The organism is Janthinobacterium darwini (assembly GCF_051380905.1).
In the GTDB taxonomy this organism is placed as follows: Bacteria; Pseudomonadota; Gammaproteobacteria; order Burkholderiales; family Burkholderiaceae_D; genus Janthinobacterium.
The window spans coordinates 1,654,603-1,674,869 of the sequence record NZ_JBNYXX010000001.1; the positions used below are offsets into that span (position 1 = coordinate 1,654,603).

At 64.3% G+C, this 20,267-nt stretch carries 17 protein-coding genes and 2 pseudogenes; 16 read left to right on the top strand and 3 right to left on the bottom strand.

Annotation, left to right across the window (positions count from 1 at the left end; all coding sequences use genetic code 11):
• The first annotated feature begins 21 nt into the window (after positions 1-21).
• From pyk to ACQ4WZ_RS07710, 4 genes and pseudogenes are all read left to right on the top strand, one after another.
• Positions 22-1,482 (top strand): pyruvate kinase, encoded by a 1,461-nt coding sequence (gene pyk, locus ACQ4WZ_RS07695; protein ID WP_081345659.1) that lies wholly within the window; start codon positions 22-24, stop codon positions 1,480-1,482.
• A gap of 119 nt (positions 1,483-1,601) precedes the next feature.
• Positions 1,602-1,859, top strand: coding sequence for a hypothetical protein (locus ACQ4WZ_RS07700; RefSeq protein ID WP_436573012.1), 258 nt, complete (start codon positions 1,602-1,604; stop codon positions 1,857-1,859).
• Between the two features lie 180 nt (positions 1,860-2,039).
• Entirely contained in the window at positions 2,040-2,540 is a 501-nt protein-coding gene (locus tag ACQ4WZ_RS07705; protein WP_436573867.1) for a sigma-70 family RNA polymerase sigma factor, read from the top strand.
• Positions 2,537-2,686, top strand: a pseudogene (locus tag ACQ4WZ_RS07710) (FecR/PupR family sigma factor regulator); the annotation flags it as partial. The gene ACQ4WZ_RS07705 and the pseudogene ACQ4WZ_RS07710, both read left to right, overlap by 4 nt.
• 101 nt (positions 2,687-2,787) lie before the next feature.
• Here the strand turns inward: ACQ4WZ_RS07710 and ACQ4WZ_RS07715 are convergent.
• Positions 2,788-2,994: a hypothetical protein gene (locus tag ACQ4WZ_RS07715; RefSeq protein WP_436573903.1), complete on the bottom strand. Its 207-nt coding sequence runs from the start codon at positions 2,992-2,994 to the stop codon at positions 2,788-2,790.
• A 39-nt stretch (positions 2,995-3,033) separates the two neighbouring features.
• Between ACQ4WZ_RS07715 and ACQ4WZ_RS07720 the strand changes: the two genes are divergently transcribed.
• The 7 genes and pseudogenes from ACQ4WZ_RS07720 to ACQ4WZ_RS07750 all read left to right on the top strand — a co-directional run bounded on the left by ACQ4WZ_RS07720 (position 3,034) and on the right by ACQ4WZ_RS07750 (position 12,387).
• A complete protein-coding gene (locus ACQ4WZ_RS07720) occupies positions 3,034-3,513 on the top strand; it encodes a FecR family protein (protein ID WP_436573013.1) in 480 nt (159 codons plus the stop codon).
• A 748-nt stretch (positions 3,514-4,261) separates the two neighbouring features.
• Positions 4,262-4,465: pseudogene (locus ACQ4WZ_RS07725) on the top strand (hypothetical protein); the annotation flags it as partial.
• A gap of 415 nt (positions 4,466-4,880) precedes the next feature.
• A complete protein-coding gene (locus tag ACQ4WZ_RS07730) occupies positions 4,881-6,194 on the top strand; it encodes a TonB-dependent siderophore receptor (protein WP_436573014.1) in 1,314 nt (437 codons plus the stop codon).
• Between the two features lie 83 nt (positions 6,195-6,277).
• A complete protein-coding gene (locus ACQ4WZ_RS07735; protein WP_436573015.1) occupies positions 6,278-6,646 on the top strand; it encodes a hypothetical protein in 369 nt (122 codons plus the stop codon).
• Positions 6,643-7,299, top strand: coding sequence for a hypothetical protein (locus tag ACQ4WZ_RS07740; protein WP_101481509.1), 657 nt, complete (start codon positions 6,643-6,645; stop codon positions 7,297-7,299). The genes ACQ4WZ_RS07735 and ACQ4WZ_RS07740 overlap by 4 nt, the downstream gene beginning before the upstream one ends.
• Before the next feature lie 371 nt (positions 7,300-7,670).
• Positions 7,671-11,378 carry a PAS domain S-box protein gene (locus tag ACQ4WZ_RS07745; RefSeq protein WP_436573016.1) on the top strand — a complete coding sequence of 1,236 codons (3,708 nt, stop codon included), beginning with the start codon at positions 7,671-7,673 and terminating at the stop codon, positions 11,376-11,378.
• Positions 11,379-11,391: 13 nt separating this feature from the next.
• A complete protein-coding gene (locus tag ACQ4WZ_RS07750; RefSeq protein WP_101481507.1) occupies positions 11,392-12,387 on the top strand; it encodes a response regulator in 996 nt (331 codons plus the stop codon).
• Between the two features lie 15 nt (positions 12,388-12,402).
• Here the strand turns inward: ACQ4WZ_RS07750 and ACQ4WZ_RS07755 are convergent, their stop codons facing one another.
• Together ACQ4WZ_RS07755 and ACQ4WZ_RS07760 are read right to left on the bottom strand one after the other, a co-directional pair.
• Positions 12,403-14,262 (bottom strand): esterase/lipase family protein, encoded by a 1,860-nt coding sequence (locus ACQ4WZ_RS07755; protein WP_436573017.1) that lies wholly within the window; start codon positions 14,260-14,262, stop codon positions 12,403-12,405.
• Positions 14,263-14,278: 16 nt separating this feature from the next.
• Positions 14,279-15,055, bottom strand: coding sequence for a DUF481 domain-containing protein (locus tag ACQ4WZ_RS07760; protein WP_101481505.1), 777 nt, complete (start codon positions 15,053-15,055; stop codon positions 14,279-14,281).
• A gap of 247 nt (positions 15,056-15,302) precedes the next feature.
• On the opposite strand from ACQ4WZ_RS07760, the gene ACQ4WZ_RS07765 reads away from it, so the two are divergent.
• The 5 genes from ACQ4WZ_RS07765 to ACQ4WZ_RS07785 all read left to right on the top strand — a co-directional run bounded on the left by ACQ4WZ_RS07765 (position 15,303) and on the right by ACQ4WZ_RS07785 (position 20,207).
• Positions 15,303-15,680 (top strand): hypothetical protein, encoded by a 378-nt coding sequence (locus tag ACQ4WZ_RS07765; protein ID WP_143452569.1) that lies wholly within the window; start codon positions 15,303-15,305, stop codon positions 15,678-15,680.
• Between the two features lie 107 nt (positions 15,681-15,787).
• Positions 15,788-16,474 (top strand): winged helix-turn-helix domain-containing protein, encoded by a 687-nt coding sequence (locus tag ACQ4WZ_RS07770; RefSeq protein WP_101481503.1) that lies wholly within the window; start codon positions 15,788-15,790, stop codon positions 16,472-16,474.
• Complete coding sequence (locus ACQ4WZ_RS07775; RefSeq protein ID WP_101481502.1) at positions 16,464-17,831, top strand: sensor histidine kinase; 1,368 nt, start codon at positions 16,464-16,466, stop codon at positions 17,829-17,831. Before ACQ4WZ_RS07770 ends, ACQ4WZ_RS07775 begins: the two co-directional genes overlap by 11 nt.
• 110 nt (positions 17,832-17,941) lie before the next feature.
• Complete coding sequence (locus tag ACQ4WZ_RS07780) at positions 17,942-19,135, top strand: acyltransferase family protein (RefSeq protein WP_436573868.1); 1,194 nt, start codon at positions 17,942-17,944, stop codon at positions 19,133-19,135.
• Positions 19,136-19,304: 169 nt separating this feature from the next.
• Positions 19,305-20,207 carry a VirK/YbjX family protein gene (locus ACQ4WZ_RS07785; RefSeq protein WP_101481500.1) on the top strand — a complete coding sequence of 301 codons (903 nt, stop codon included), beginning with the start codon at positions 19,305-19,307 and terminating at the stop codon, positions 20,205-20,207.
• The last annotated feature ends 60 nt before the right edge of the window (positions 20,208-20,267 follow it).

Sequence of the window (20,267 nt, forward strand, 5' to 3'; positions counted from 1 at the left end):
CATTATAGAAAGCAGCACACCATGACCATGCAAGTACAGCAACGCGCCACCAAGATCGTTTCCACCATCGGCCCCGCTTCGAACGATATCGATACCCTGGTCCGCATGTTCAAGGCCGGCGTCGACGTCGTGCGTCTGAACTTTTCGCATGGCAAGGCGCAAGACCATATCGACCGCGCCCGCATGGTGCGCGAGGCGGCAGCCCTGTGCGGTCGCGAAGTGGCCATCATGGCCGACTTGCAAGGTCCGAAGATTCGCGTCGGCAAATTTGAAGAGGGCAAGATTTTCCTGGAAAACGGCGCCAAGTTCATTCTCGACGCGAAATGGGGTGAAAACGGCGAACTGGGCAACATCGAGCGCTGCGGTCTCGATTACAAGGAATTGCCGCGCGACTTGCGCACGGCCGACGTGCTGCTGCTCAACGACGGCTTGATCGTGCTGACGGTCGATAAAGTCGTCGGCAGCGAAATCCACACCACCGTCAAGATCGGCGGCGAGTTGTCCAACAACAAAGGCATCAACCGCCAGGGCGGCGGTCTGTCGGCGCCGGCCTTGACAGCGAAAGACATGGAAGACGTGAAAACGGCGATGAGTTTCCAGGCCGATTACGTGGCCGTGTCCTTCCCGAAAAACGCCACCGATATGGTGATGGCGCGCCAGCTGGCCAATATCGCCGGCGAAGCGTGGGACCACAAGCCGATGATGATCGCCAAGATCGAACGGGCGGAAGCCATTCCTGCGTTGCAAGAAATTCTCGACGCGTCCGACGGCATCATGGTGGCACGCGGCGACCTGGCGGTTGAGGTGGGCAATGCTGCCGTGCCGGCCTTGCAAAAGCGCATGATCAAGATGGCGCGTGCGTCGAATAAACTGGCGATCACGGCCACGCAGATGATGGAATCGATGATCGTCAACGCCGTGCCGACCCGCGCCGAAGTATCCGACGTGGCCAATGCCGTGCTCGACGGTACGGATGCCGTCATGACGTCGGCGGAAACGGCCTCGGGCCGCTACCCGATCGAGACGGTGGAAGCGATGGCCGCCATCTGCCTGGACGCGGAAAAATGGGATACGTGCAAGCTGGACGCCGATTTCCTCAACGCCACGTTCTCGCGCATCGACCAGTCGATCGCCTACGGCGCCCTGTTTACGGCCCATCACCTGCGCGTGAAAGCCATTGCCACCCTGACGGAATCGGGTTCCACTGCCCTGTGGATGAGCCGTTGCAACATCGATATCCCCATCGTCGCACTGACCCCGAGCGTGGGCACGCGCCGCAAGCTGGCCCTGTACCGCAACGTCAGCACCCTGGAATTAACGTCTGGCACGGACCGCGACAAGGTCTTGCAACAGGCGGAAGACTTGCTGCTGGAACATAAAGTCGTGGCCAAGGGCGACACCGTCGTGCTGACCTGGGGCGAGCCGATGGGCAAGGTCGGCGGCACGAATGCGCTGAAAATCATGAAGATCGGCCAGCACTAAGCATGGCATAGTTGGAAACGGCGTAAGCCGGCTTGGCGCTGCGCGCACAAGCCGGCAAGCGTCGCTGCAGACTTAAGAATGCCTGAAAGATGCGTCCACACCGGCGCACCGCAGGCAGGATGCGCAATCTGCCGTTGCGGCGCCCACATTTCCGTGTCAGCATGGTTTTCCTGTCTTTCGAGGCGCATCCGGAGTCCATGATGAGTACCTATCTGCCTGCCTTGATCTGGTCGCTGTCGGCCTTCGCCTGCCTCTTCATTGCCAAACGCCGCTCTTTGAAAACAACTGCTGTCAGGGCCATCCTGGTGGTGTTTCTTGGGCCGTTTGCCATTCCCTTCGCGCTGGCCGCAAGGCCAGAGAAACGCCATCCGGCATAATCGCCCGCGACCACCTGATCGACCACGACAGTATATAAAGCACTGGCAGCCACGCTGAAACAACAGTTTCCAGGCATGGGCAGGCGCCGGCATTGACGCCGGAGGCAATGGTTTGTGATAATGAGAATTATTATCAGTTAGCCGCGCCTTGCCTTGAGCGCATCGGAGTCCCTAGTGAGCATTGCGCAGTCCAGCGAGTCGATCGCAGTCATTTACAGCCACCACCACGGCTGGCTGATGCGCTGGCTGCGCGCCAAGCTGCAGTGCGCCGACCATGCGGCCGACCTGGCGCAGGATACCTTCGTGCGCCTGCTGGCGGCGCCGCCCGAAGGCCGGCAGACTTTGCGCGAACCGCGCGCCTACCTGACCACCGTGGCGCAGCGCCTGCTGATCGACCATTACCGGCGCCTGTCCCTGGAGCAGGCATGGCTGGAAACCCTGGCGCAGCAGCCCGATCTGCTGATGCAGTCGCCGGAAGAGCGCTTGCTGGTATTGGAAGCCTTGCAGCGCATCGATGCCATGCTCGATGGCTTGCCGCCGCTGGTGCGCAGCGCTTTTTTGCTGGCCCATGTCGATGGCCTTGCTTACGGGGAAATCGCCCGGCGCCTGGCCGTGAGCGAGCGCAGCATCAAGCGCTACATGGTGCAGGCGTTCGAGCGCTGCATTCTGCTGATTCTGTGAGCGCCAACCTGACTGCCATCGATCCCCGCGCCGCCCGCGCGGCGGCGCAATGGCTGGTGCGCCTGCACGGGGGCGCCTTGACTACAGAAGAGGAGCAAGCTTTCCAGGCCTGGCGCGCCAGCGACCCCGCGCACGAATCGGCGTGGCAGCGGGCCGAACTGGTGTGCAGCACCCTGGGCAGCGTGCCGCCCGCGCTGCGCCGGACGGCGGACGCGGCGCCGCAGTCGCCGCAGAGGCGCGCCGTGCTCTACGGCCTGGCCGGGCTGATCGCGGCCGGACCGGCGCTGTGGCTGGCCAGCCATTCGCTACCATGGCAAGCGTGGCGTGCCACCATCCGCACGGCCAGGGGGGAAATCCGCCACATGGCATTGCCGGATGGCACGCAACTGGTGCTCAATACGGACACGGCCATCGATGTGCGCTTTGACGGCGCGGCGCGGCTGGTGTCTTGCATGCGGGCGAACTCCATGTCGCCACGGCGCACGACGGGGCCGTGCCCGCGCGTCCATTCCTCGTGCGCAGCAGCAATGGCGTCGTGCGCGCGCTGGGCACGCACTTCAGCGTGCGCCTGGGTGGCGGCGTCCTGGCGCCGCGCACGCAGGTGGCTGTCAGCGAAGGCGCCGTCGAGATACAGCCAAATGAAGCTCCCGGCGCCTTGCGCAAGGTCGATGCGGGCCGGCAGGGCAGTTTCGATGATGATGCCGTTTCTGCCTTGACGCCGCTGGCGCCGCACGCTGCCGGCTGGGTGCAGGGCGTGCTGAGCGCCGAGCGCATGCCGCTGGGCGAAGTGCTGGCGCAGGTGGCGCGCTATCGCTACGGCGTGCTGCGCTGCGATCCCGCGTGCGCTGCCATGCCCGTGGACGGCATCTTCCAGTTAAACGATCCGGACAACATCCTGCTCTTGCTGCAGCGCTCCTTGCCGATCAGGCTGGCGCGCCGCACGCGCTACTGGATCAGTGTCGAGGCGGCTTGAGATTGTCGGCTTAGCGTGGCCTTGCCACGCTAAGCCGACCTACGCCTGTCGGGTATGGTAGGTCGGCTTAGCCCGCAGGGCGTAAGCCGACGTGCTCCAATTTACTTCTTGCCTGTCCCTTTTTGCGGATTGCTTCGTCATACAAGGTAGAGAACAAACAATCCGAACCATCGAAAGGGTCCACATGGCTTTGCAGCACCGCAGTTTGACAGCAGCACGCATGACGCTCCATCCCACCACCGGCGCCGTGCGCGCCGCGCTGGTCCTGCTCCTCTCCGTGGCTGGGGCCGGCGCCGGCTTGCCGCAGGCGGTGGTGGCTGCCGAGTCCAGCCCGGCCGCCACTGTGCGCGACTACAGCGTTCCTGCTGGCAGCCTGCGCGATGCGCTGTCCACGTTTGCCATCGCCGCAGGGATCAACCTGTCTACCCAGGGCGCGGCGCTCGACGGCCTGACGACGCCGGGCTTGCAGGGGCGCCATGGCGTCTCCGCCGGCCTGCAAAAACTGCTGCAGGGTAGCGGCCTGGAAGTGACGGATGGTGGCAATGGAAATTATCTGTTGCGCAAGATTAATATCAGCACGGCCGACGGTGGCCTGGACAGCATGCCCGCCGTGGTCGTCAGCGCCGAGGCGGACCGTGCCACGGAAGGCACGGGTTTATATACCTCGCGCGCCATGTCGACGGCCACGGGCCTGAACCTGTCGCAGCGCCACACGCCGCAAACGGTGAGTGTCATTTCGCGCCAGCAAATGGAAGATTTCGACCTGACCACCTTGCAGGACGTGGCGCGCGCCACACCCGGCCTGTATGGCAAGACGCAGGGCGTATCCGACCAGGAAACCACGTATTTTGCGCGCGGTTTCGCCTTGAGCCACGTGAATGTCGATGGCTTGCCGCTCGATGTCACGGGTTTCAATGAACGCAACGTCTCGGCCGACATGCTGATGTACGACCGCGTGGAAGTGGTGCGCGGCGCCACGGGCCTGATGGAAGGGGCGGGCGCGCCGTCGGGCAGCATCAATATGATACGCAAGCGTCCCACGGCCACGCCATTGCTGAACGCGTCTGCCCACCTGGGCAGCTGGAAGGACCGGCAATTGACGGTGGACGCCAGCAATGCGCTGAATGAATCGGGCAGCGTGCGCGGGCGCGTGGCGGCCAGCTGGCGCGACAGTGACAGCTTTGTCGACGTGGTTAACAACACCAACGGCACCGTGTATGCGATCGTGGAAGCGGACCTGACGCCTTCGACCACGGCCGGCATCGGCTTTTCGCGCCAGCACAGCCGCACCGACGGCGTGTTCGTCGGCTTGCCGACCTTGCCCGACGGCCGCCACATGGACTTGCCCCGCTCGACTTTCCTGAACAATGCCGATTCCTTCCAGAAACGGCGACAACAACGTGGTCTTCGCGGACCTGGAAACGCGCCTCGACAAGGGCTGGCGCAGCCGCTTCGCCGTCACGCACATCGATGCCTCTTCATCGACGCGCAATACCACCAACAGCCGCGTGGAGGGCGAAACGTATTTGCTGGAGCAGTCGGAAACGGGCTGGAAGTACAACACGCAACAAGTGGTGGCCGACTGGCGCTTGAGCGGCCCCGTCAGCTGGTTTGGCCGCCAGCATGACGTCATCGTCGGCGCCAGCTACCGCCATGACGATTCGGATGCGGGTCAGAGCTGGGAAGGCGCCGGGACGCGCCTGTTCGATCTGCGCCAGTGGAATCCCCGTGCCTACCCGATGCGCGGCGGGCCGTTCGAGCCCTATAACTGGGGCCGCAAGACGGAGGAGAAGGGTATCTATGCGGCCGGCAACTTCAGCCTGGCCGATCCGCTGCGCCTGGTGCTGGGCGGGCGCTTCGGCTGGTATGCGCAGGATGTCACGGGCTGGTATGCCACCAACCCCACATGGCGCCGCGACCTGACGGAAAACGCCAAGTTCACGCCGTATGCGGGCTTGGTCTACGACCTGGATCAGCACCATTCCGTGTATGCGAGCGGTACGCAGATCTTCCAGCCGCAAAGCGTACTCGATGTAAAGGGCAATACCTTGCCGCCTTTGAGCGGCACCAACCTGGAAGCGGGCATCAAGGGCGAGTATTTTGGCGGCAGGCTCAATGCCAGCGGCGCCTTGTTCCGCATCAGGCAGAATAACCGCGCCATGGCCGACGAGCTCAATTGTCCCACGGGCGGCGCCATCTATTGCGCCCGCGCGGCAGGCCAGGTGCAGAGCGAAGGCGTCGATCTGCAATTGTCGGGATCACCTGTGCCTGGCTGGCAGATCGCGGGCGGTTACACCTATGTAATGGCCAAGTATACGAAGGACAGCGTGACGGCGAACATCGGCCAGCGCATCGCCACGGATGAGCCGAAGCAATTGTTCAAGCTGTACACGACTGTGCAGCTGAGCGGCAGCCTGGCGCGGTGGAATCTGGGCGCCTCCGTCTACGCGCAGGACAAGATTGACCGCCGCGACACGGCTTACCTGACGCAGCAGGGCGGCTACGCCATCGTCGGCCTGACGGCAGGCTACCGCCTGAGCGAGCAGCTGCAGTTGCGCGTGAGTGTCGATAACGTGCTGGACCGCCGCTATTACCAGGGCCTAGGCTATTCCTGGTCGGGCGGGCTGGAGCGTTACGGCGCGCCGCGCAGCGTGCTGCTGTCCTTGAACTACAAGCTGTAGCCCTTACTTCGGCGCACCAGCGGAGCGCGCACTGGCGGGCGCCTCTGCTACACTGCCGCCGTCTTCACTTTTACACTGCTCCCATGTCCGCCACGCCAGTCCTCACGCCCCTGAAAAGCGCTTTCCAGCAATCGCGCGCCGAGAATAACATCGAGCTGATTCTGCCCGAACTGCTGGCCGCGCAATTGCATGTCGTCATCGGCGGGCAAAGCGAGCAGATCGACCTGTTCCTCGTGCCATCGCCCAATCCCGAGCGCCAGTGCGTGACGGTGGCGGAAGACCCGGCTTTCCTGGCGGGTATCGCCTTCCCCAAGATTCCCGTCACGGGAGCGCAGCTGATCGCTTCGATTCCTCCCGAGATCGAGATCGTTCTCCTGCATGGCGATGGCGCCAATTACCTGACGCGCGAACAACTGGCGTGGTTCCGCGGCATGCTGGCGCCCGACGCTTGAGCGCTAATCGCGCCAGGCCTTGCAAGCCGGCGCGCGCCGAATGGATCCGTTTTTCGCCGGCTGACGATGCCAGCTCGCATGCGGCGATGATGGCCAATCTGCGTCCCGTGCTGTGGCGCAGCGTGCTGCTGGGTGGCTGCGCCCTGATCCTCGCCTTTGTCCTGCAAGCCGTCTGGCGCGATGTGTCGTACGCGGGCGAGGCAGTGCTGCTGCTCCTGCCGGCGCTGGTCATCTGGATTGTCGGCCTGGTCCTGCTGCCGGATACCAATCTGTCTTTTCATGTCGAGATCAACGACGCTGGCCTGTTGCTGCGCCGGGTGGCGCGGCGCTTGCCCGGCCATGAGAGGGAGCTGCAGCTGGCGCCGCAGCAGATACGCGAGCTGGAGGTGGTCAGCTACGCGGGCCCGGTGGATGTCTACCGCGGCGGGCCACCGATGGCGCGCCTGGAGCTGCTGCTGCACACGACCCTTGAGGACTGCCCGCTGATCCGCGTAGTCGGCATGGATTTGCCCGTTCCGCAGCGCTGGTCGTTGCGGCAGATCAAGGACGAGCTGAGTCGCCGTTGTACGCTGGCCGGTATCCCCGTGGCCGTGCGGGCCGGTCCCTCCTATCAGGCATCGTCCGCAATACGCGCCCAGTGGCCGTCAGCCTGAGCGGCGGGGCCTTGTCGCATCAGGGCCGCAGAATGTTGCTTTTATTGCCATGATATTGCTGAAGTCCTATGAATATGTTCGCAAAGCAACTATACTCATGGCTCTTTAGAAAATCATCGTCACGCTGGCGGCCAGACATCCGCGCCAGAGTTCGTACGCATTTCGCTTTTTCATTGTGTAAAAAGCACCTTTCCCCCGCGCGGCAGGCGCGGGCGTGATGACCGAGCCTTGCCCTGGTCGACTGCTACCGTTGTCATTTCCGCTGTGTTGCCGCTTTAGTAAAAGGCGTGGCACCGGCACGCGCGGTGCGCCGTCATGTTTTACGACGTCACGTTTCACTCACCTTATGCCACGACAGTATGCTTAGTTCCATGTTTGATGTATCGGACAACACGCTTGCCTATATCTATGGCACGCACAATGCCTGGCTGGTGCTGTTTTCCATCGGCATCGCTATTTTCGCCTCCTTCATGGCCCTGCAGATCGCCGGCATGGCGCGCAGCAGCGAGCGGGGCTTCCAGCGCCAGACAGCCATCATCACGGGCGCCATCGCGCTCGGCGGCGGCATCTGGTCGATGCACTTCATTGGCATGCTGGCCTTCGACATCTGCACGCGCGTGTCCTTCGAGCCCAGCATGACCCTGCTGTCCATGCTGCCAGGCGTGGCCGCTTCGTGGGTGGCGCTGCACTTGCTGGCGCGCCCGCGCATCAGCTGGCGCCAGCTGGTGGTGGGCGGCGTGCTGGTGGGGCTGGGCATCGGCTCCATGCATTACAGCGGCATGGCCGCCATGCAAACTTCGCTGACCCTGCATTATCAACCGTGGCTGTTCGTCCTGTCGCTGCTGGTGGCCGTCGTCATGGCCATGCTGGCGCTGTGGATACGCTTCGGCCTGAATGCCTTGCGTCAGCGCCTCAGTCCGCTGGCGGCGCTGCTGGTCAGCAGTGTCGTGATGGGCCTGGCCATTTCCGGCATGCATTACACGGGCATGCTGGCGGCGCGCTTTTCCGGCACGCCCACGGCAGGCGAGAACACGATTACGGTACAAGCTTCGTTCGTAGCCCTGGCCGTGGCCCTGATCACCGTCACCCTGACCGTCTTCGTGGTGGCTGCGAACGGCTTGCTGCGCTACCGCCAGTTGCTGCGCCATGCCAGCGCCAGCGAGTCGCGCCTGCGCGCCATCGTCGATACGGCGGCCGATGGCCTGATCACCATCGATGGCCAGGGCCAGGTCCGTTCCTTCAATCCCGCCGCGGAACGCCTGTTTGGCTGGCGCGAAGGGGAGATCGTGGGGCGCGACGCCAGCGTGCTGTTGCAAGCAGCCGACGCCGCCGAGTACGAAGGCTATCTGCGCGACTATCTGGAAACGGGCGCCTCGCGCATCCTCGACAGTGGCCGGGAACTCGATGGTTGCCACAAGGATGGCGCCGTACTGCCCATGCGCGTGGCGATCGGCAAGATCGACACGCCGGGCCAACCCCTGTTCGTGGCTTTTGTCACGGATATGCGCTCCTCGCGCAGCATGGAGCAGGCGCTGAAGGACAGCGAGCGCCAGTACCGTACCCTGATCCGCAATATCCCCGGCGTGTCCTTCCATTGCAGCTTCGGGCCCGAATGGAAGATGATTTTTATCAGCGATGCCGTCTTCAACCTGACAGGCTGGATGCCGCAGGACTTCATCGAAGGGCGGGTCAGCCTGTTCGACCTCGTGCATCCCGATGACCGCCAGCGCGTCAACGACACTTGCGTGCAGGCTGCCGGCGAACGGCGCGATTTCGAGAACGTCTATCGCCTGATCCACCGCGATGGGCGCGAGCGCTGGGTGCGCGAAAGCAGCGGCCCCGTGCTCGACAACGATGGCGTGGTGCGCTGGATCGACGGCGTCATCCTCGACATCACGGAAAGCGAATTGCGCAACGCCGAATACGAAGGCAAGGTGACGGCCATCTCGCGCGCGATGGCCGTCATCGAGTTCGACCTGCAGGGACGCATCCTGGCGGCGAACCAGAACTTCCTCGACCTGGTTGGCTACCAGCTCGACGACGTGCTGGGCCTGCACCACAGCATCTTCTGCGAACCGGGGTATGTCACCTCGCCGGACTACATTGCGTTCTGGCAGCAGCTGGCCAATGGCCAGTTCAACACGGGCGAGTACAAGCGCATCGACAAGCATGGCGGGGAAGTGTGGATACAGGCCTCGTACAACCCTATCTTCAACACGGACGGCAAGCCGTTCAAGGTGGTCAAGCTGGCCACCGACGTGAGCGAACGGCGCGCCATGCAGGAAAACCTGCGCGCGGCGAAAGACCGCGCCGAACTGGCCGCCGAATCGAAGACCAGCTTCCTGGCCAACATGAGCCATGAAATTCGCACGCCGATGAACGCCATCATCGGCTTTACGGAAGTGTTGCTGGGGACTGCCCTGGACAGCCTGCAGCGCCGCCATCTGGGCACGGTGCGCCAGTCGGCGCGTTCGCTGCTCGAACTGCTCAACGACATCCTCGACACGGCCAAGCTGGAAAAAGGCGCCACCGAGCTGGAACTGGTGGACTTTTCGCTGCCTGACCTGGTCGACCACGTGGCGGCCTCCCTGCGCGTCACGGCGCAGGCGCGCGACCTGGTGCTGCATGTGGATGTCGATCCGGGCATGGGCCAGTTCTTCCTGGGCGACGCGCGCCGGGTGCAGCAGGTGCTGACGAATCTGATCGGCAACGCCGTCAAGTTCACGGAAGTAGGCCATGTGCGCGTGGCCGTCGCCATGCAGGGCGAGCAGGTGCATATCGCCGTGCACGATACGGGCATCGGCATCCCCGCCGACCGCCTGGACAAGATCTTCGCACCGTTCACGCAAGCCGATTCCTCGATGAGCCGCCGCTTTGGCGGCACGGGCCTGGGTACGACGATTTCGCTGCAATTGGTCGAACTGATGGGGGGCACCATCACAGTGGAAAGCACCTTGGGCGTGGGCAGCGTGTTCCACGTGCTGCTGCCGCTGGCGCCGGGCAAGGCTGTGGCGCGCCGCAGCGAGCAGCCCGTGGTGGCCTTGCCGCCGCTGCGCATCCTGGCGGCCGACGACGTGCCGCAGAACGTGGAGCTGCTCCTGATCAGCCTGGGCGCGGCCGGCCACCAGGTGATCGCCGCCAGCGATGGCGAGAGCGCCGTGCGCGAATTCAGCAAGGGCAGCTTCGACATTGTCCTGATGGACGTGCAGATGCCGCGCATGGATGGCCTGGAAGCGACGCGCCTGATCCGTGTGTACGAGCGCGAACAGGGCCTGAAGGCGACGCCCATCATCGCCCTGACGGCCAGTGTGCTGGAACAGGACCGGCGGGCCGCGCAGACGGCGGGCATGAACGGATTCGCCTCGAAGCCGCTGGAAATGCACAAGCTGACGGCGGAAATCGCCCGTCTGCTCGATATCGCCGTGGCCATGCCGCCGCCGGCGGCCGGCGCGGCGGCGCGTGCCGCCGCCGGCCAGGTGGACTGGCAGCGCGGCATCGCGCTGTGGGGCGGCCGCGAGCCCTTGCAGCGGGCTATTAGCCGCTTCGTGCAGGCCAATGGCGATTGCGCCGCCATGCTGGCCGCGGAGCTGGAACGTGGCGGCAGCAGCGTGGCTGGCCACCTGCTGCACCGTATCAAGGGCGCGGCGGGCAACCTGTGCCTTGTGCAGGTGGAAAGCCTGCTGGGACGCATCGAGCAAGCGATCGCGCGCCAGCTGCCGGCGACCGAATTGCTGGTGCAACTGGCGGCCGCCTTCATGGCGCTCGCCGGTGAGCTGGAGGCGGGCGCCGAGGCGCCTTTGGTGTCACCCGTGGCCATGCCAGCGCCGGCTGCCAGCGCGCCGCTCGATGCGCCCGCCGCTGACGCCTTGCTGCGGCAAGCCATCGCCAGCCTGGAAGGCGGGCAGCTGGACGACGTCCTGATGGCGCAGATCGCCGCCATGCTGGCGCCCCACGGCCAGCAGCAGCGCCTGCAGGCGCTGGCCAGTGCCATTGACGACTTTGAATTTGCGCGTGCAGCAGGCGTGCTGCGCCAGTTGCTGGCGTGGCTGGCAGCACCGGCACCTGCCGACCTTTCCTGATATTGGGCTAACGATGACCTTACACGAAGAAAAACCGATCCTGCTGCTGGTGGACGACGAAGCGACAAATCTGCAGGTGCTGCGCCAGATCCTGCAGGACGATTACCGCCTGCTGTATGCCAAGGATGGCGAGAAGGCGCTGGAACTGGCGCAGAACAACCCCGTCGAACTGATCCTGCTCGACATCATGATGCCCTCCATGACGGGCTATGAAGTGTGCCGCCAGCTCAAAGCCATGCCGGCCACCGCGTCCATCCCCGTCATTTTCGTCACCGCCCTGTGCGACGTGAAGGATGAGGCGGACGGATTTGACGCCGGCGCCGTCGACTACATCACCAAACCGGTCAGCCCGCCCATCGTGCGCGCCCGCGTGCGCACGCATTTGTCGCTGGTGGACGCAGAGGAGTTGCGCCGCTCGCGCCTGCAGGTGATTCAGACCCTGGGCCAGGCGGCCGAATACAAGGATAACGAGACGGGCATGCACGTCATCCGCATGAGCTATTACGCGCGCCAGCTGGCGCTGGCGGCCGGCTACAGCGCGGGCAGGGCGGAAGACCTGCTCAACGCGGCGCCCATGCACGACGTGGGCAAGATCGGCATCCCCGACGCCATTTTGCAAAAGCCGGGCAAACTCGATGCGGACGAATGGAATGTCATGCGCCGCCATGCGGAAATCGGCGCGGCCATCATCGGCGAGCACGCGGGCGGCCTGTTGAAAATGGCGCGCACCATCGCCCTGACGCATCACGAGAAATGGGATGGCAGCGGCTATCCGCACGGCTTGAAAGGCGAGGAAATCCCCCACGAAGGACGCATCGTCGCCATCGCCGACGTCTTCGATGCGCTCACCAGCGAACGTCCGTACAAGCCTGCCTGGACGGTATCGGACGCGATCGCCACCATGCAGCGCGACAGCGGCACGCACTTCGACCCGGACCTGCTGGCGCTGTTTGTCGAACACTTGCCGGCCATGCTGGAGATCAAGGACAAGTGGCGCGAGCCGGCGTAGAACGATGGCACTCGCCTAGTCCGGCAGCCGCAAAATCCGCCGTATTTCCAGGATCGCCTGCGGGCTTTCCTGCACGCTGTGCCACGAGGGGATGACTTTTTCCGACAGCGCGCCGTCGAGGTGGGCGCTGGCGTAGGGCACTACGCCATCGCTCGATTCCGCCAGCGGCAGCTCGGGCGTATCGTTGCCCATGATGGAGTAGTAGCGCACTTTCGGGCTGATGGGCAGGTCGGCCACCAGGCGCACGAACGGGTCCTTGTCGCTGAGGTTATCGATGCTGTTGGGGATGCGCAGCGGTTCGCTGCTGCCCGTGTCGAGCTGCGCCAGGCTGCCGGCCGCGTCGGACAACTGGTCCAGCATGGTGATGGGCAAGGTGACGAGGTTGGCGATCCAGCGCGCCACCTTGTGATTGGCGAACGAGGTGCCGCGGTGCGGCGCGGCGATGAAGATGGCGCGGTTTACCTGCGGCATGGCCGTGAAATTCAGATAGGGCGCCAGCCCGGCGCGTACTTTTTCCGCCTTCTTGCCCTTCAAATTGTATTCTTCCGTGATGGCGTCGAGCAGGGTGTTGCTGGCGTCCGAGACCATCAGGCGCGCCAGCACGCCGCCCATGCTGTGGCCGATCAAGACCATGTCGTTCGCGGCATCGGCCTTGGCCGAAGGGTCGAACTGCGCCAGCGTGGCTTGCAGTGCCTGGCGGATGGCGGCGTTGTTGGCCGCCAGCGGCGCATTGCTGGGGTAGTACACCTGCCAGATCTGGTAGCGGCGGCGCAGCTGCTCGTCGCCCATTAATTCATTTGCCACATTGATCCACGCTTCCGGACTGCTGGCCAGGCCGTGCAGCATGACGATGGTGCGCTTGTTCGGGTCGTAGGGCTGCATCAGGTGCACCTGCGGGCGCGAAATGCCGTCGGCGCGGCCGAACAGGGTGCGCAGCGCCTGCACGCCGAAGCCGGAACGGGCCAGCCACAGGCCATAGCCGGCTGTGAAATTGGCCGCGACGGGCAATTCCTGGCCCGCCATGCGCGTTGATTCGCTGCGCGTCGGGTCCACCAGCATCACCATCAACTGCTGCGTGGCCAATACCTCCTGCAGGCTGTTGCCGTCGAAGCGGATCAGCGCCGTGACGACGGGGAAGCGGGTTTCCTGGTAGGGTATATACTCGCCTTTCGATGCGCCTGGCTTGGGCATGACGGCGACGAGGTCGGCGCCGAAGCCGTCGCGCCGGTACACATTGCGCAGGCCGGAAAACGACAGCGAGGTGGCCGGCAGCAGTTCTTCGGGCAGGGTGCCGTCCTCGGGCAGGCGCAGGGCCGACAATTCGCTGTCGATCTGCCAGCCGGCGACGCGGATCACATGGCCGTCGGGACGGTATTCGCCGCGGTGGCGGAACAGGTTGCCGACGGCCTTTTGCACGGCATAGTTATAGTAGTCGCGGATTTGCGTCTGCCGCTCCTCGAAGGCGCGCTGGCCCGGTGTGCGCGTCGTGTAGAACAGGTAGGCATAGGCGTAGCGGGCCGATTCCAGCCAGGCGGCCAGCAATTCGGCGCTGGCATGGCCACCTTGCCTCTCTTCGGCCAGCGCGCTTTCCAGCCACAATTCGGAGAGCGTCGCCAGGCGCTGCTCGTCGCTGAGCAGCTCGGAGCGGGCCAGGTCGGCGCGGCAGCTGCCCGTATTGGCTACACAGGCGGAGATGTCGCTGCCGATGATGCGCAGCACTTCGCTGGCCGAGGCACTGAGTTTTCCCGTGGTGAGGATGTCGCCGCGCCGCTGCTGCAGGTAGTCGGCCGGAGAAATGGCGCTGACGGTGACGGCGGCACAGCCGCTCAGCAGCGCCGCGGCGCACACGAGGGCGCCCAGGCGCAGTCGCCGCATCAGCGTGGCAGGCATCTCAGAACGAGTAGACCAGGGTCAGCGACGTCTGCGTATCCGTGTTTTTCTTGTCGTCCGGTACGCGTGTGTCGTTACGCGCGCTGAAGGCGGCCTTCATCTGCATGGTGCCGTTGATTTTCGTGCTGAGGGCTGTTTCGGCGATGGAGTGGGTGTTCGACGTGCCCCGTTCGACGCTGACCGTTTGCGTAAACATCGCTGACTGGCTGATTTTCCATTTCATGGCGGCCGCGCCGCGCACCGTCAGGCCGTGCTCCGATTCGCCCGTGTCGTTGGTGCCGCTGAAATAGCCAGGACCGAATTCCACGTCGACGCTTTTGTCGCTCGACTGATACCAGCGCGAGCCATGACCGACGGCCAGGGTAGAGTACTTGGTGTAGGCGCCGAACTTGTCGTTCACGTGCGAGGCCAGCACGAACAGTTTTTCATGGTCGGCCATCAGCTTGTAGGCGGCCTTGGCGGAGGCGGAAAAGCGTTCGGCCGAGCGTTCGCGCACTTTCTCGCCGTCGTCGTTGGTCGTTTCGTCTTCCTTGAAGTAGCCGCTGAAGATGTACTGGTTGCTCCAGTCATCGAGTTCCTGGCGCGCGTCGATCTTGCCCGTCACCGAGGTGCCGACCGTATTGCCCGAGGTGGTGATGGCGCCCAGTTCGGCGGAGGTGCTCCAGCTGCCGATGGGAATTTCATCGAACAGCATGGTTTGTTTGGTGTCTGCAGCGGCGGCGCTGCCGCAGGTGATGGCCATGGCCAGCGCCAGTGCGAGAGAGTGGGTCGATTTCATGGCTGTATTTGTCTGTGGCGCGCGCCGGGCGCGCCTGCTGTTCGTTAGTGGCAGTGGTGGCTATGCAGGCCGCGGCAAGCCGGGCGGCGCCGGTTAAAACATGTGGACATGCGCGCGCAGGCGCGGCCAAACATTGTCGAGGCTGTATTGTACCCGACCCTGTCATCGTTTGCCGCACGCGGCGGCGCGCACGAATGCTGCTATATTATGGGAAATATTGCAAACCTGGCATGCATGGATGATGACGATGAAAATGGTACGCAATCTTGTCCCCGTGGCCTGGCTGTGCCTCGCGGCGCAAGCCGGCGCGCAAGCGCTTGACGCCGCCCCCGTCCCGGTTCCGCAACTGACGCAATCGATGATACGCGATGCCGTGCGCGCTGTGCTGGCGGAAGAGGCGCAGGTGCGCGACGCGCTGCCGCAGCCGGCCATGCAGCAGGTGACGATACGCGCCGACCGGAAATATGAACAGTTTGCTGCCGCCTTTGCCGAGGCAAAGGTGCCTGACTGCCTGCATGCCGATGGCTTGAAGCGCCAGCCCACCAACATCGGCCCGATCGGTATCGGCGGCGTGTATGCCTTGCCCTTCGTGGCGATCGCCAAGCTGCGCGGAAAATGTAACTAGGCCGGAATGTCCCGTGGCGGCACGGGCTCGCGACGGGGCTGGCAAGTGGCGCGCGCCTGGCGTATGCTGCGTCTGTTTACTGTCCCGATCTTTACAAGGAATTCCCCGTGCGCTGCCTGGTCATCGAAGACGAAGCCGAAACTTCCCGTTACATTTGTGCCGGCCTTCGCGAGGCGGGCCACGACGTCACCGCCTGCGACAATGGCATCGACGGCATGCGCCTGGCCTGCGGCGAAGACTGGGATGCGCTGGTGCTCGACCGCCTGCTGCCCGGCGAGATCGACGGCCTGGCCATCGTCGCGCGTCTGCGCGGCATGGGCCGCAACACGCCCGTGCTGGTGCTGTCGGCCCTGTCCAGCGTCGACGAGCGCGTGCGCGGCCTACGCAGCGGCGGAGACGATTACCTGTCCAAGCCGTTCGCCATCGCCGAACTGCTGGCCCGCATCGAGGCGCTGCTGCGGCGCGCCGCGCCCGTCCCCGAATCGACGCAGCTGCAGGTGGCCGACCTGGTGCTCGACATGCGCACCATGCGCGTGACGCGCGCCAACCGGCAAATCGCCCTGCAACCGCGCGAATTTCGCCTGCTGGAATACCTGATGCGCCACCAGGGCCAGTCCGTCACGCGCGCCATGCTGCTCGAAGCCGTGTGGGACTACCATTTCGACCCGCAGACGAACGTCATCGACGTGCAGGTGAGCCGTTTGCGCACCAAGGTGGACAAGGAATTTTCGCCGCCGCTGATCCACACGGTGCGCGGCGTCGGCTACACCTTGGGCGTGATCGATGGTGCGTAACTGGCACCGATCGATCGCGGCCCGCCTGGCGCTTGGCTATGGCGTGCTGGTGGTCGTGTCGATCAGCATTGTCTGCGCCGTATTCTATTTTGGCACCATCGGCGTGCTGGACCGCAGCGTGGACCGCAAGCTGACCCTGCTCTCGGAGCGCCTTGCCGCGCTGTACCAGCAGGGCGGCAGCAACCGCACGACGGCGGAAATCGCCCATCTGCTCACCGACCGCACCGACAGCGACACGGAGATCTTCTTGCTGGTGGACGCCGATGGCCGCCGCGTGGCGGGCAATCTGTCGTCGTGGCCCGACCTTGCCAGCCCCGTCGGCCGCCTGCTGCACCGCGACGTCACGCGCGAAGGTCGCAGGGTGCCCGCGCGCATGCTGATCCGCGACCTGGCGGACGGCGCGCGCCTGTTCGTTGGACGCGACATGGAGGAGGGCAAGTCGATCCGCTCCCTGGTGCTGCGCTCGCTGGCCTATGGCGGCGGGGTGGCCATCTTGCTGGTGGTGGCAGGCGCCTGGCTGTTTCGCCGTCAGATCGAGGCGCGCATCGGGCAAATCCGCCGCACGGCGGGAGAAATCGAGGCAGGCGACCTGAGCAGGCGTATTCCCGTGGCCAGCGAGGATGAATTCGGCTTGTTGAGCCGCGATATCAACCGCATGCTTGATCGCATCGAACACCTGATGGAAGGCGTGCGCCACGTGTCGAACGCCATTGCGCACGACTTGCGCACGCCGCTGGCGCGCATCCGCAACAAGCTCGATGGCGCCTTGCGCCAGCAGCAGGGCGTGGCCGGCTTTGAGAGCGCGGCGCAGGCGGCCATCGACGACATCGACGACCTGACGCGCGTGTTCGACAAGCTGCTGCAGATCGCGGCCGCCGAATCGGGCATGCGCCCCGAGAATTTCGATGACATCGACCTGCATCAGATCGCTGCCGACATCGTGGAAATGTACGAGGCGACGGCCGACGAGCAGGGCGTGCTGCTGGTGCAGATGTATGGCGAGGGCGTGCCGGCGCGCGGCGACCGTAACCTGCTGGGCAGCGCGCTGGCCAGCCTGGTCGACAACGCCATCAAGTATGCGGGGCCGGGCGCCACGGTGGAAGTGTCGGCCGGCAGCGATGAGCAGGGCAGCTGGCTGGCTGTGCGCGACAACGGCCCCGGCGTGCCAGCGGAAGAACTGCCGAAGCTGACGCAGCGTTTTTACCGGCTCGACAAGAGTCGCCACCTGCCCGGCAATGGCCTGGGCCTGTCCATCGTCGCGGCCATCGCGGCCCTGCATGGCGGCAGCCTGGAGATCGAGGATGCGGCGCCGGGCTTGCGGCTGCGTTTCAGACTGGACGGTTTTGCTGTCCGCTAAGCCAGCCTTGCTAGTCGTGATATTTTTTTGACATAAGTGTTGTCATATTTTCTTTTTAATAAAATATCATGATATAATTTTGATACTTTTTGTGGCATCGCCATTTGACGGTGGATCCTGCCCGTCGTCGGGAGGCTGCATCGAGTGATCGCCATATCTGCCTGGTTTTCATTGCTGGCGCGGTGCGCCAGTTCGACAGGCGGATATCGGGGGTAAGCATGACTGGTGATGGCATGAAGAATGGCCATTTCAGCGGCCGTATCGTTTCTCTCGATGGCTTGCGTGGTCTGGCCGCGCTGCTGGTCGCCGTGTATCATCTGCCGTTCATCTTCGGCTTCAAGGTCACGCACGCCTATTTGGCGGTCGACTTCTTTTTCATCCTCTCCGGCTGGGTCATGGCACATAGCTATGAAGAGCGGATCCGCCTTGGCATGCCGTTCAGAGCCTTTCTGCACAACCGCTTTGCAAGGCTGTATCCGCTGTACGCCGTCGCGTTAGTGGCGGCCCTCGCCGTTACCGTGATCAAGAGCCGCATCGGCACCATGCCGGCTAACATCGCATGCTTCGTGCCCAATGCGCTGATGCTGCCCTGCCTGCAGGATGGCGTGTCTACCTTTCCCTGGAACGGACCTAGCTGGTCGATTTTCGTCGAGGTGTGCATCAATCTGATCTGGTTCCCTGCCGTCCGCATGGGCATGCATACTTTGCGCTGGAAGCTCGCGCTGCACCTTGGCTCGGTGCTGCTGCTATGGGGATTCGCCGTCTGGATGAACCGCTACCTGGCCGGCTATGAGTCGGACGACCTGCACGAAGGCTTGCTGCGTGGCCTGCTGGGCTTTGCAGGCGGCTTGCTGTTGTTCCAGTGCCGCATGCATGCCTGGATACTGGCCTATTTTGCGGCCCTAACGCTTGGCGTCTTTGGCGCCTTTTATGCGGTGGGTGATACCGCCGATGTCATACCGCTGGGCATCGTCGTGATGGGCGTATTACCTGGGACAGTATGGCTCGCCGCCAGGCTGCGGCCGGCGATACTCGAGGGCCGGGCGGCAGCCTTTCTGGGCGACTGCTCGTATGCCATTTACTTGCTGCATGTGCCGCTGGTCATGCTGCTGCAAAAGCCGCTGCGTCTGATGTTTCCGGGCACGGGCATAGCGGACTACATGATGAAGGCGGCGATCTTCACCGCCATCCTGCTCTTTGTCAGTAACATCAGCTATCGCTTGCTGGAAGTGCCGGCACGGCGCTGGCTGCTGCAGCGGCTCAAGCGCGGCCTCAGGGTGGCGGCAGCCGGCTCCATACCATAATGTGCTTGTGCGCCAGACGCCAGGTCGACATTACCAACTTGTAACCCCCTTCGTTTTCACCTCCCCCTATCATTCGCTCTACCCCGGCATAGAGCGGCTGCGCACGCGCAGCAGCCTGTGACGGGCTGTTTGCGGCCGTCGCCGCGTCCCGTTCAGTAGAGTCGTTCGCATGCATACTTTTAGCGCCACCGGCGACAACGCCGCGCCGCAGCAGCCGGCACTGCGTCCGCACGGACACCGTATCAAGGCCGCCCTGGGCGCACTGGTCTTTCCCCTGCAGCGCGCGCGCTGGCAAGCCTTCATTGCCGGCACGCCGGGCCTGGCGGCGCTGGCGCAAGCCCATCCCAGCATGTTGTATAAAATTTACCGGCCCTACGCCAGCCGCCAGTTTCCCTGCGCGGCGCGCGTGGAGCTGTTGCGCGGGCATTACCGCTTCCTGTGGCAGGCTGGCGCGCGGCCGCTGGTGGAATACGCGGCGCGGCGCGCGCTGGTGCTGGCCACCATCGAGGGCAGGGATGGTGCCACCTACCGCTTGCAGCTGACCGCTATCCACGACAGCCACCGCGAGGGCGACCTGTGCCTGCGCCTGACGCGCGACGGCGTCTCGCTGTATCTGGCCGGTTTCCTGTTCCGGCCGCAGCCTGGCGGCTGCGCCATCCAGCTGGGCGCCTTGCAGGGCTTGCGCTCGCCCGCCGGCGCCCAGGCGGTGAAAGCGGCCACGCGGGCGCTGCACGGCTGCCGGCCAAAAAATCTGATGGTGGCCGCCTTGCGCGACCTGGGCGATTTTTTCGGCTGCGGCCATCTGGACCTGGTCAGCAATGCCAACCGCATCGCGCTGAACTGGCGCCGGCGCCGCCACATCTCCTGCGACTACGACCTGGCGTGGCAGGAACTGCATGCGCTGCCTACCAGTGACGGCAATTACCGCCTGCCATGCGGCCCTTGCAGGATGCCGGACCTGGAGCAACTGCCGTCGAAAAAGCGTGCCGAGGCGCGACGCCGCGGCGCCATGCTGCTACAACTGGCGGCGGACATGCGCTGGCAAGTGACGGCTTTGCTTCACGCGCAATGAAAGCACCCGACGGCATTTTTTGACCTGGGCGGCTTTTTTGCCGGACGGCCCGGCGCAACC

Coding starts and splice junctions, on each gene's coding strand:
- ACQ4WZ_RS07750 (WP_101481507.1), top strand. CDS start 11,392: ATGACCTTACACGAAGAAAAACCGATCCTGCTGCTGGTGGACGACGAA.
- pyk (WP_081345659.1), top strand. CDS start 22: ATGACCATGCAAGTACAGCAACGCGCCACCAAGATCGTTTCCACCATC.
- ACQ4WZ_RS07760 (WP_101481505.1), bottom strand. CDS start 15,055: ATGAAATCGACCCACTCTCTCGCACTGGCGCTGGCCATGGCCATCACC.
- ACQ4WZ_RS07765 (WP_143452569.1), top strand. CDS start 15,303: ATGAAAATGGTACGCAATCTTGTCCCCGTGGCCTGGCTGTGCCTCGCG.
- ACQ4WZ_RS07735 (WP_436573015.1), top strand. CDS start 6,278: ATGTCCGCCACGCCAGTCCTCACGCCCCTGAAAAGCGCTTTCCAGCAA.
- ACQ4WZ_RS07785 (WP_101481500.1), top strand. CDS start 19,305: ATGCATACTTTTAGCGCCACCGGCGACAACGCCGCGCCGCAGCAGCCG.
- ACQ4WZ_RS07715 (WP_436573903.1), bottom strand. CDS start 2,994: ATGCAAGACACCAGCCGCGCCGCGCCGTCAAAGCGCACATCGATGGCC.
- ACQ4WZ_RS07775 (WP_101481502.1), top strand. CDS start 16,464: ATGGTGCGTAACTGGCACCGATCGATCGCGGCCCGCCTGGCGCTTGGC.
- ACQ4WZ_RS07730 (WP_436573014.1), top strand. CDS start 4,881: ATGCCGATTCCTTCCAGAAACGGCGACAACAACGTGGTCTTCGCGGAC.
- ACQ4WZ_RS07755 (WP_436573017.1), bottom strand. CDS start 14,262: ATGCGGCGACTGCGCCTGGGCGCCCTCGTGTGCGCCGCGGCGCTGCTG.
- ACQ4WZ_RS07700 (WP_436573012.1), top strand. CDS start 1,602: ATGCGCAATCTGCCGTTGCGGCGCCCACATTTCCGTGTCAGCATGGTT.
- ACQ4WZ_RS07745 (WP_436573016.1), top strand. CDS start 7,671: ATGTTTGATGTATCGGACAACACGCTTGCCTATATCTATGGCACGCAC.